The organism is uncultured Mailhella sp. (assembly GCF_947631555.1).
Lineage (GTDB): Bacteria > Desulfobacterota > Desulfovibrionia > Desulfovibrionales > Desulfovibrionaceae > Mailhella.
The window spans coordinates 1-10,757 of sequence record NZ_CANRLT010000081.1; the positions used below are offsets into that span (position 1 = coordinate 1).

General features: G+C 51.0%; 10 protein-coding genes. 1 reads left to right on the forward strand and 9 read right to left on the reverse strand.

Going from position 1 to position 10,757, the window contains the following annotated elements; all coding sequences use genetic code 11:
- From Q0Z94_RS09830 to Q0Z94_RS09870, 9 genes are all read right to left on the reverse strand, one after another.
- The coding region (locus tag Q0Z94_RS09830) for an Rpn family recombination-promoting nuclease/putative transposase (protein ID WP_298069248.1) at positions 1–747 on the reverse strand (747 nt) is incomplete at its 3' end.
- 259 nt (positions 748–1,006) lie between these two features.
- Positions 1,007–2,605, reverse strand: a complete 1,599-nt coding sequence (locus tag Q0Z94_RS09835; protein WP_298069249.1) for a VWA domain-containing protein — start codon at positions 2,603–2,605, stop codon at positions 1,007–1,009.
- Positions 2,606–2,616: 11 nt separating this feature from the next.
- Positions 2,617–3,588: a DUF3150 domain-containing protein gene (locus Q0Z94_RS09840; RefSeq protein ID WP_298069251.1), complete on the reverse strand. Its 972-nt coding sequence runs from the start codon at positions 3,586–3,588 to the stop codon at positions 2,617–2,619.
- Positions 3,589–3,604: 16 nt separating this feature from the next.
- The gene (locus tag Q0Z94_RS09845) at positions 3,605–4,585 is read right to left on the reverse strand and encodes an AAA family ATPase (RefSeq protein WP_298069253.1); all 981 of its coding nucleotides are present in this window, start codon (positions 4,583–4,585) and stop codon (positions 3,605–3,607) included.
- Positions 4,586–4,732: 147 nt separating this feature from the next.
- Positions 4,733–5,107, reverse strand: coding sequence for a hypothetical protein (locus tag Q0Z94_RS09850; protein WP_298069255.1), 375 nt, complete (start codon positions 5,105–5,107; stop codon positions 4,733–4,735).
- Positions 5,091–6,287, reverse strand: coding sequence for a hypothetical protein (locus tag Q0Z94_RS09855; protein ID WP_298069257.1), 1,197 nt, complete (start codon positions 6,285–6,287; stop codon positions 5,091–5,093). The genes Q0Z94_RS09850 and Q0Z94_RS09855 overlap by 17 nt, the downstream gene beginning before the upstream one ends.
- Before the next feature lie 71 nt (positions 6,288–6,358).
- On the reverse strand, positions 6,359–7,063 hold the full coding sequence (locus tag Q0Z94_RS09860; protein ID WP_298069259.1) for an ERF family protein: 705 nt from the start codon (positions 7,061–7,063) through the stop codon (positions 6,359–6,361).
- 126 nt (positions 7,064–7,189) lie between these two features.
- Positions 7,190–7,441 (reverse strand): HigA family addiction module antitoxin, encoded by a 252-nt coding sequence (locus tag Q0Z94_RS09865; RefSeq protein ID WP_298069261.1) that lies wholly within the window; start codon positions 7,439–7,441, stop codon positions 7,190–7,192.
- A gap of 45 nt (positions 7,442–7,486) precedes the next feature.
- Positions 7,487–8,083 (reverse strand): hypothetical protein, encoded by a 597-nt coding sequence (locus Q0Z94_RS09870; protein ID WP_298069263.1) that lies wholly within the window; start codon positions 8,081–8,083, stop codon positions 7,487–7,489.
- A gap of 244 nt (positions 8,084–8,327) precedes the next feature.
- On the opposite strand from Q0Z94_RS09870, the gene Q0Z94_RS09875 reads away from it, so the two are divergent.
- Positions 8,328–10,427 carry a DEAD/DEAH box helicase family protein gene (locus Q0Z94_RS09875; RefSeq protein ID WP_298069265.1) on the forward strand — a complete coding sequence of 700 codons (2,100 nt, stop codon included), beginning with the start codon at positions 8,328–8,330 and terminating at the stop codon, positions 10,425–10,427.
- Positions 10,428–10,757 lie beyond the last annotated feature (330 nt).

Sequence of the window (10,757 nt, forward strand, 5' to 3'; positions counted from 1 at the left end):
TTCTTCCAACATGGCGGCCATCTCCTGCAAATCTTGAAATTCGGGAATTTTTCCCGTTACTCCTGCGCGTTTCAGGATAATCCGTTCCAGCCAAACCGTAAACGCCCGGCGCAAATCCAAGTACTTCGGACCCTGAAGATACTGTGCCAGCTCTTTCAGGACATCGCGGACCTGCTCCAGATCCTGTGCCCGCTCCAGTCTCACAAGCATCGATGCCGGCCCGCTGCCCGACTCAAGCGTATCCTCGGACACACTGCTTGCATCCAGCAAGAAATGCCGGTGTCTGGGGCAGTAGGCTTTCAGGCCTTCCGGCATGAGGGCGAAGAGTTCTTCCACATCCTGTGGAGCCTTCCACGGACGGCTCCCATTATAAATAACAATGGGAAACACCGGAGGCAAGCCTTCACCTTCCTTGATTCTGCCCGTCTTGACCAGGTCAAGCAGGAGCAGCGAAGTGTAGGAAAGCATCCGCAGGGACATCCAGTGATCGGGCGTACTCTGGAATTCCAGGAGCAACACCACATAGCACCATGTACCGTTCTTCCAGCCGACACGCCAGACGATGTCGTCATGACGTTCCCGAAGGTCGTCCGTCACATAGCTTCCGGCACAGCGCTCCAGCGTCGAAAAGTCCAGATCGGCGACAAAATCCGCCGAAACGAACTCCCGAAGCAGGGATTCCACCATCGCGGGATTGCTGAAAAACTGTTTATAGGCCGGGTCGTGCGGCAGTCGTTCGTGTTCCATTGGGCTATCTTAGCGAAGGAACAAGTGCAGCGCAAGAGGTATCTAGTGCGCATAACTTGTTAATCTGACAGTGCGGTAATATCCCTCTTGGATAAAAAAAACACATTCCAGAGATTCATCTTTGCAAGGATTTTTGAAGAATATGACGCCTCCCGGAATCAAGCTCCGGGAGGCGTCCCTTACTCTACCCGTCCATCCGGTCAAGAATTTCTTCTATGGTTGCTACGATGAGACGCGCTACATCAAGCCAAAACATGCTTTACCTCCTGTGTTCAAGCAGCGTTTGCTGAAGCAGCCGAAACATGGCCGGAGCCAGTTCGTCACTAGTCAGAATGTTTTCAGAGAGTGCCACCAGGTTGCCGATTAAAGGGGCATTAATGCCGATTGCCATCACCTCCATGCCCATCTTTTGAGCTGTTGTTATGGTCTCGCTGGCCGTATCGAAATGATCCGGTTCGCCGTCCGTTATTATCAAGATGATTTTTCGGCTGTTCCTCAATACCGCAAGCTGCCTGATGACCCACCACAGAGCCTCGGTCAAAGGCGTACCTCCATGAGCTTGCAAGCCGAATCTGTTCACCAGCCGTTCACCGTGCCGCAGGAGCGGACAAACGGAGACCTCCAGATTTCTGCCGTAGTTTGCAGGAAACGCTGTGACGCCGGTCGAGATGCCGGGGATTGCGGTAAGGGCCCGCGCCACGGTGTAACAGGCGGCAGAAGCTAGTTCGATGCGCTCTACCATCGAGCCGGAAATATCCAGCAGGATATGGACAGCGGTGTTCAGTCCAGCGCATTCTTCTGTCTTCAGAAAGACCCGCGGGTCTTCAATGGACAGTCGGTACAGCCTGTGCCCGTACAGTTTTCCATGCCGAGACGGACAGGAACGACGCATGACCTGAGCTTGCAGAAGTCCCTGAAGCCTTGTCTGCAAGGCTCTGGACTGAGCCTGCACTTCCTGAATCCGTGCTGCGGGAAGCTCAGAGGTGTTGAGCGCTCCTTCCACAGCCATCTTCATCCCTTCCTGTGCCTGGCATTGCTTATCGAGCAGCTCTGCCGCCTGTATGCCTATCAGGTTGGGCAGGTCGTCTTCCGTTGCCTGTAAGAGGTCGCCCAGGCTTGACAGTTTTCCTTCTTCGCTTTGTTCTGATTGAGCGTCGGATGTTTCTTCGGCCGTGCTTCTGGAATTTCCCGAGGGGGATACTCCTGAATCCGTTTCCTTCTTCTGCTCCTTTTGTGCCTCCGTTGTGATGTGCCGAAGAATCTTCCTGGCAAAATCCAGCGCATCCTGACTTGACCGACAGGCTGCGGGAATATCCCTCAGAACCGTATCAAGCCTTGAACGCAGGCCGGGCCAGTGGCGTTCCATGCGCTCCGCTTCCTGCCCGCACGACTGGGAGAGTTCAGGTACGTCCCAGGAACGCAGCGTCAGCAGTACATAGTTCAGAACAGAAAAGGCCGGGGATTCATTTTCCCCAGCCTTTTCTGTTTCCGAATCCTTCAAGAACAAATGCCGGATAAGCCAGAGAAAATGCTCACGGCATCCTGGATACCGCTTGACGATTTCGTGCTCAACACGCCAATCCTCTATGCTGTTCCAGAGGGTCTTCTCTAACGGTGTGAGGTTATTCATTTCCAGCACGGTTTGATCGGTGTACCGGATGTGCGCCGCCTCATGGTCTATGTATCCGCTGACCAGAGGATGAAGTTCTCCTTCATCCTCTATGGGAAGCGGCGGCAGATAGATGGTGTCATGGTCGGTCAAAGCCGTATCCGAGGCCCCGATGACAACCTTCACGCCGAGCTTGTCACCAAGCATGGAGGCGACAAGGGGCATGGCATTCATGAATGCAGCAGACATGGCAGACTCCCTTACCACAACCCCATGCTGTCAAGGCATGGGGCGGGAACGGCGGGAGACGGCAGTGCCAGAACGGGAGTGTCCCTCCAGCAGTTCTTCAGCAAATCATCGAGCTGGACTTCCGTTCCCGGGCAGGTAAGCAGCGCCTGGGTATGCCGAATCAGAGCCTCCTTGTCTTTAAGCAGACACACCAGCCCCTGGAGGGTGAGCAGTGCGTTGCCCGTAAGCGTCCCGCGTTTGGGCATTTTCCTGAGCACCGTATCCAGCATGGATACGGCGGGGGCGACATGCGGGTCGATGAAGGACAGTCCGGCAAACTTGGCCCTCATGGTCTTCAAAGGAGACAATGCCTTGTGCGTCACTTCCGTCTTGCCTTCAAAGACCTTTTTCCAGACTTCCGATGCCTCTCTGGAAATCTCTGAAAACAGGGTATTGCCAAGGTTCTCTACTTCTTCAGGCAATCCCGAGTCCTGCATGACCGCATCGCTTTCCATTCCAGCTGGCAGCACGCGATACAACTGCCAGTTGAAGCCCATACGGGAATCCACATATTCCCTGCTCACTGTGGAATGTTCAATGATGCTGGCCCACGAAGGATGCCTTTCAATCCAGTCCGAGATGGCGCTGTCGTAGCTGGCGAGGAAGCTCTGTTTCTCCATGAAGAACTCATCGCGGATTTTGCACAGACTCTGAATGATTTCCTCAGCTTTTTCTTCCGGCAAGGCCCATCCGGAAAGGAAGCGGACACCGTGCCTGTCCAGAAGACTGAACGCCTGTGCCTTGAGCTTGCTGAACACGTTGAGTTTAGCCGGATCACAGATTTTCTTGGAGCCAAGCGAGGCCAAATCCTCAGGGGGCAGCTCCACGTTGCCGAAGTCTTCCGCCGTGAGCTTCCTGCGGGCAGACCAAAGCGTAATATTAAGGTTAAGGGCCAGAATGTTGTCCAGTACCTGAACGGGGGTGTTCAACATCGTAGTTTCCATCATAAACTCCAGGGGGTTAATGGTTGGTTTTGGGTTCTGCCATATTCACAGCGGCAGGAAACGTCCTCTGTGCCATTTCGTGAAGCGCAGTTCTGCTCGTAGCCGTAGCTCTGAATCCCAGCGCTCGGTCGAGGGCGTACAGGATAGGCGAGATACCCTTTTGGGCAAGCGGCTGAAAGGCTATGGCAAGTCTGGCCCAACGGAGAAGAGCGCGTGTCGAGAACGTGACTTCCAGCGCGTCATGAGCGGTAGAACTGGTAGAATTTCCCATGAAGTTTCTGCGTACATCATTGGCAAACTCCACCATCTTTGCCGTTACTTCCGAAGTGAGCTGCGGGAACATCCTATCAAGCAGGTCCCGCTCAACTTCCGGCGTAGGGTATCCCATTTCCACCACCATGAAGCGGTCCATGAAGGCAAGGTTCTGCCGCACCACGCCCTGATAAAGTCCGGTATCATCGCTGTTGCCGTTGGTGTTGGCCGTTACGATGAAACGAAACATGGGGTCGGGGACGACCAGTTCACCGCCATTTTCCGCAATACACAGCGGAGAGCCATCGAGAATGGTATTCAGTCCGGCAAGCGTTGCCGGGGAACAGAGATCGGCTTCATTGAACAGGAAGATGCCGCCTTGTTTCATGGCCATTGTGAGCGGCCCGTCCTGAAAGACCATAGTGCCGTTCTGGACGGAGAGATGCCCGACCAGGTCTGGGAACTCCAGCCTGTCGTGCCCCGTAGCCTCAAACACGGGATAATTGAGCCGTGCCGCAATCTGCCGTACCAGACTGGACTTGCCTGCGGACGTCGGCCCGCAGAGATACAGCGGTTCTGGATGCTGCATGAGCAGCCAGACGATGACATCACGGCTGCTCCCGTGGAACACATAGAAGGGGTCAAGGGCCGGCGTGTACTCCGATGGGGTGTCATAGCCGTTAATCATGGTGCCGGACGCGTTGCCGCTGAACAAGGTTCCGGCATCGAACTGGGTAAGAGACATGAAAACCTCCTTAAAAAGCCAGCGCCCTGCTCCACAAGAGGAACAGGGCGGGGTTGAAGGGATGAAGGCCGGAAGAACACTCTCGGCTGAAGATGCGTTCTACGCGCTGGAGGCAGCTTCCGTTCTTTGAAATCCTGAGTCACACGCTCACACAGAGGGGTCTTCCAGAGTGATACTTCTCATGAGACCGAACTCAAAAGGATTGCCATAGAAGCTCCCTCTGATTTCAAGGTCATCAATGTCCTCCCCTATGCGGATGAACAGATAACTTTCATCAGCAAGGTAGAGCATGAGTTTTTCTATAAAATCCACCTCTGAAAAATCATCGTACCACTTCACATATTCCCAGAAGTACACTTCTGCACCGGTATCAGAATCTTCATAGTGCTTGCTGGCGTCAGAGATAAAATCCCTGATAACAGAAAACGCCTCGGAGTTTTTATCCAAAGCGTTCAATTTCTGATGAAGACTCATGACTGCCGACCGGTCAAGAGCCAGTCCAACGTCAGACCTGTACCCCATCTTTCTTCTCCTGTCTGTTGATAGTGTTGATGAAAAGCCGTGTGGATGGCGCACCTGTCTTTTCGTGACGGGCAAGGAGTGCCTGGACATCAATCTCCAGCCCCTTGTCTGCGAAAAGTTCTTCCAGCTCCCCGGCCAGACTTTCCTTGTTCAGAATGCGTCTGCCGGCTATTTCCATAGCCCTGAACCTCTGACTCCCCGCTTCAATCCAGCCACCCTGCGTGCCAGGGGTATGGGCGTACCATTCCTTCACACTCAGCTCCCGCTCCTTGATTTTTTCATCCAGAGACGCCCGTTCCGCTTTCCAGGCAGTCAATTCGTCAAACTGGGGAGCCAGCTCTGGATGCGTGCTTCCTGAGAATTTCGGACAATCGCTGTTCCACGCACAGCGCTCACAGAGGGAATTCAGTCCTGAAGCTGTTGGCATGGATGACGGAGCAAGCGTTCCTGACTTGAGCATCTGGAGACCGTTCCAGCACTTGACTCCGGAACTCAAAGCCAGATTGAGCATTTCATCAGAAGCCGCATAAGGCCCGATCGCTCTGGCTTCGGTCATGGAAAGACAAAGTACCCAGGCTTCCCTATCGACCTTTCTCCAGTCATTCGGTAGCTCAATTCCCCACAAATGGTGTGCCAGTTCAGGGAAGGTTTTGCCGTGGAGAGAGTATTTGCCCGAAGCATCCTTCACACTGAACACCGGCTCTTTCCAGTATTGAGAGAGAAGCCCGAGCTGACCGTAGACTTGCAGCTCATAGGACGGATACAGGGAGTCTGGAATCTTCTGACAGCTCTTGACTTCCAGTATGCGTACCGTTGGGGGACTGGCTGCTGCGAATACGAAATCAAGATGAGCCTTGATCGGGATGCCGTGTGTGGTGACATCTATTTCAAGCTGCCGCACCATCGGAAGATTCAGCGAGCCAAACGCCTCAGCAATGCCCTCCTCGAACCAATGCCCCCTTTGCAGAGTGATGAGCCTGGCAAGGTCGTCAGTTCCCTTTTCCGCATGAATTTTATTCAGTATCGCCATGCGAGGACAGGTGAGATATGCCCCAATGTCGCTCATGCCCACATAGTCGAGCCTGTTCCCTAAAAGTGCCGCCGTTGTTAAGGTTGAATGCCGCGACAGACCTCTTCTAACAATGTCAAGCAGCTTGCTGCCACGAGAGTTGTCCGTCATATCTAATCCTCCAAATTTGAAGGGGCGTCTCTGTTCCAAGACACCCCTTCGTTGAGTTCAGGTTCCGCAGCCTAGGCCGCGTCAGCATACTTCCACCAGACTTTCTGCTGGGCGTTCCAGCGAAAACCAGAAGCCCGAAGCAAGTCCTTTTTCTCAAGCGTCTTTCCGGCTGCCACAATACACGGTCTGCCATCTTCTGCCTGAACCGAGCGGAAAGTCACTCCGTCGATGTTCGGCAAATTTTGCTGAGACGATACGGGACGATTTGAGGCCGATGAAATTTTTCCCTTGGATGAAGAGCTTTCCGAAGTGCCTTTTTGCCTCTGAGAGGCTTCTACGGGCCTTGTGGCTTTTTGTGCCTGTTTTACGGGCATTGAGGCGGCATTTCCGTCATCGTCTTCAGTCACGATGCCGAGAATGGCACATAGGGAATATCTCCGTGCATAAGTCAAGGCACTCCCAAGTCCCTGCGGATCGTTTTTGGGCAAGGGAATGACTGCGGTACTGGACAGCCACTGCCCCGACTCCACATGGACGAAGCGTGTTTCCAGGCCAATGTGTCCCGTTCCCAGCTCGACTGGTGCAGGACAAGGGAGCTGCGTGACCAGAATACCCTGTTGAAGGAGCAGATGACGACAGGATTCCATGACACTGTTGAGAGTAGCGTAATCATTGCCAATGAAAGGATTGTTGGCATCCTTGATGGCAGGTTGAAGGTGTTCCTGAACCAAAAGCATCGCCTGTGCCAATTTTGAAATATCGTCCGACTGATACATAAAACCTCCTTAACGTTAAGAAAGGAGAAGACCATGCGTTCTGCATGGTCTTCTCCTCCCATAGTTCACTTTTTAATATATATCTCTAAAAATTTGAATAACAAAACAATGCTCAAATACAGTCCATTATGCAGACTCTGCCAGTTCCTTGTAGAAAATATCGTATTCCATCTGTTTCATCATCCAATAATTCATAGGTGTATTAAAGGCTTGCGATATTTTATACGCGCTATCAATTGAAAGAGAGCGTTTTCCAGCCACAAGTTCACTTATTCTTGATGGAGACACATGGATAGCTCTTGCGAAATCGGACATCGTCATACCCTTTTGTTGAATCCTCTCGCCAAGTTCAAAGCCTGGATGTTGGGGAATGATCATTGTCTACCTCCATTTGTATTGTGCAATGCAAATTCTCCCATACTATTAATAAATACTTTCTTCTTCTTTGAGCTTCTTAATAACCATATCAGCCTGTGCGCCACTGAGATTATTAAGATGGACGTTACATAGTTGCATACATTCTTCTTCAGCAGACAGTTGCTTCTGCTTTGCAAGGCTATTAATGAGATTTTTTTGCTTGTCACTGGCTGGCTTATTTCCACCACCGTTGAACTTGTTTTTATCACTTGTATTTTTCGATACTAACTCAGGTGCGCTGTTATTTATTCCAAATCTTCCGCCATTATCAGGTTTATAATCATGAGTATTTATATCCTGAATCGCACGGATAATAGATGCTGCATCTGACAAGGCGTTGATTTGCGCTTCCTTTAATACGTCTGCCTTGGAAAGGCTGTCTGAAGCGTACACTTCCCCAAGTTCAGAGATAGTCTTATTGTCTTGAGTAGTAATCGTCGATTTGACTATTGCGTGAAATCCATTTTCGTTATTCGGACACTGGATTATTTCTGGAACAATAGACTGAATTTTAATATCTTTTAAGACATGGCTAATACTGCTATTGTGATCGTTTACTGTTACAGAACCAGTGTCTTTGGAGTTGTAATAATTGTTCTTCATAAGAATATCCTTATATTTGTTAAAGGGTTAGACATAAAATATACGTTTTTCCTCAATCTCTAGCTGGCTTTCCAAAGCCGTGACCAAACTCCGCCTTGAACGCGAGGCAGAACATCTTATCCCAGGACGCTGTGTTCTGCGGGAGAAGGTTCACCCTGTACCGCCTCTTTTTTCAGTTTTCTTTTCAGGTTGTTTGTGATAATCGAAAAAACATTCTATCTCTAAAGTAAAGGAGTATACTCGTATGACCTTTCACGACCTGCTTGACCGATACCGCAAACTAGCCTTTTCCGAACGTGACAAGGGAGCTAGGTTTGAACGACTGATTCAGGCTTTTTTGCAGACCGACCCGTTGTATGCAGAGATGTTCCAGCACGTCTGGCTTTGGAATGACTTCCCATACAGACAGCAGTTCAGTGGCAAGGATACGGGCATTGACCTGGTTGCCCAGACGGTGGGAGATGAATACTGGGCTATCCAGTGTAAGTGCTATGATGAAAAGACACGGATAGACAAGCCTGCCGTGGACACTTTTTTGGCCACATCCAGCAAACACTTCAAGGATGCCCAGAAACAGACAACGCGGTTCGCCGTGCGGTTATGGGTGTCTACAACCAACAACTGGGGCAGCGAAGCAAGTAATGCCCTTGAAAATCAGGAACCACCGGTTCAGCGGATTAATCTCGCTGAGCTGGATTCTTCGCCTGTGGATTGGGAGGCTCTGGAGAAAGGCATTTCCGGCACTCAGGCAAGAACGGCAAAAAAGTCGCTGCGACCGCACCAGCAGAAGGCGCTTGACGCTTTCCACGAGCATTTTCAGCATGGAAATCGCGGCAAGCTCATCATGGCTTGCGGCACCGGTAAGACCTTTACTGCTTTGAAAATTGCTGAAAAAGAAACCGGTGGCAAGGGACTGGTGCTTTTCTTGGCTCCGTCTATCGCTCTTGTGGGTCAGACACTGCGTGAATGGATGGCGGAAACAGACGTTCCAATGTTCCCTATCTGTGTCTGCTCCGATCCAGAAGTCAGCAGGATTAAGAAAAAGGCAGAGGATGAGCAGGATGGTTACAGCGTTGTGGATTTGGCTCTTCCTGCTTCAACGAACGTGCGGAGCATTGCGTCCCAGATTCAACATCCAGAAAAATTTCGCAGCGACGACAGCGGAAAAAATTTTGACGGACTGACTGTTGTCTTTTCTACTTATCAGTCCATCGAGGTAGTGGCTCAGGCTCAGAAAAAGTTTCATCGTGACTTTGACCTCATCATCTGTGATGAGGCACACCGCACCACGGGCGTGACCTTGAAAGACGAAGATGAGTCCGCCTTTGTCAGGGTACATGATAACGACTTCATCAAGGCAAAAAAACGCCTGTACATGACAGCCACTCCACGCCTGTATGCTGAAGCGAGTAAACAAAAGGCCCGTGAAGCCGAGGCCTATCTATGTTCTATGGATGATGAAGCCATGTACGGGCCAGAAGTGTTCCGCATTGGCTTTGGTGAAGCCGTAGATAAAAATCTGCTGTCAGACTACAAGGTGCTAGTGCTGACGCTGAGTGAGAATCAGATACCTCCGGCACTTCAGGAAGCTGTGGCGGACAAAGAAAGAGAAATCAGCACGGACGATGCCAGCAAGCTCATCGGCTGCATAAACGCGCTTTCCAAGCGTATGCTGGTTGACGAAGGATTGCTGAAAGCCTCAGACCCCTCACCTATGCACAAGGCCGTGGCTTTCTGCCAGAACATCAAGATTTCCAAAAAAATTAGTTCTGTCTTCAACGGATTTAAAGATAGCTATTATGACAGCCTGTCAGAACAGGAACGTAAGGAACTGGTAACCGTTTCCGCCGAGCACGTTGATGGAACCATGAGCGCCCCTATGCGGGGTGAGAAACTGGCATGGCTTACCGAGGCGTCCTCCGATAGCCATGATTGCCACATTTTGACCAATGTGCGTTGTCTTTCCGAAGGTGTGGACGTGCCTTCACTGGACGCTGTGCTATTCCTTTCGGCACGCAATTCGCAGATTGATGTGGTTCAGTCCGTGGGGCGCGTCATGCGCACTGCTCCAGGAAAGAAGTATGGCTACATCATCATTCCGGTACTTATTCCTGCCGGGGTCTCGCCGGAAGAAGTGTTGGAAGACGATAACCGCTTTGCTGTGGTCTGGACGGTGCTCAACGCACTCCGGGCGCATGACGACAGGTTCAGCGCCACGGTCAAGAAAATTGAGCTGAATCATCGCAGACCTTCCGGCGGTGGCTCAGTGTTGATCGGCGGCGTTCCGACTGGAGAGAGAGAGAGAGAGAGAGAGAGAGAGAGAGAGAGAGTCCCTCATATATAAATCCCTAGAATGCCCTAGAGATACTTTTTCATTAATTTCTTATAGATATGTAAAAATACCCGAGCCTGACCCTGACGTTTTTGGCCCTGGTGTTCCCCCAGTTAATTATCCGTTTTATTATCCATTTTCTTTCCTTCCGCTTTCTTTTCCCCATATATTACTGATAGTTGGGAAGATTCAAAAAAAATCCGAAAAAATCTTGTTTCTTTCGGATTTGATCGCGCTTTTTATCCGTACCGAACTCCCTCCGGCCATGATTCCTCCTGCATGGTCGACGGGAGTTTTTTTCATATATGGCCTCTTCCTTCTGGCTCTTCTTCCAAACGCTCA

Excerpts from the sequence above, each read along its gene's own strand:
- Q0Z94_RS09835 (WP_298069249.1), bottom strand. The coding sequence starts at position 2,605 with ATGTCTGCTGCATTCATGAATGCCATGCCCCTTGTCGCCTCCATGCTT.
- Q0Z94_RS09840 (WP_298069251.1), bottom strand. The coding sequence starts at position 3,588 with ATGGAAACTACGATGTTGAACACCCCCGTTCAGGTACTGGACAACATT.
- Q0Z94_RS09845 (WP_298069253.1), bottom strand. The coding sequence starts at position 4,585 with ATGTCTCTTACCCAGTTCGATGCCGGAACCTTGTTCAGCGGCAACGCG.
- Q0Z94_RS09850 (WP_298069255.1), bottom strand. The coding sequence starts at position 5,107 with ATGGGGTACAGGTCTGACGTTGGACTGGCTCTTGACCGGTCGGCAGTC.
- Q0Z94_RS09855 (WP_298069257.1), bottom strand. The coding sequence starts at position 6,287 with ATGACGGACAACTCTCGTGGCAGCAAGCTGCTTGACATTGTTAGAAGA.
- Q0Z94_RS09860 (WP_298069259.1), bottom strand. The coding sequence starts at position 7,063 with ATGTATCAGTCGGACGATATTTCAAAATTGGCACAGGCGATGCTTTTG.
- Q0Z94_RS09865 (WP_298069261.1), bottom strand. The coding sequence starts at position 7,441 with ATGATCATTCCCCAACATCCAGGCTTTGAACTTGGCGAGAGGATTCAA.
- Q0Z94_RS09870 (WP_298069263.1), bottom strand. The coding sequence starts at position 8,083 with ATGAAGAACAATTATTACAACTCCAAAGACACTGGTTCTGTAACAGTA.
- Q0Z94_RS09875 (WP_298069265.1), top strand. The coding sequence starts at position 8,328 with ATGACCTTTCACGACCTGCTTGACCGATACCGCAAACTAGCCTTTTCC.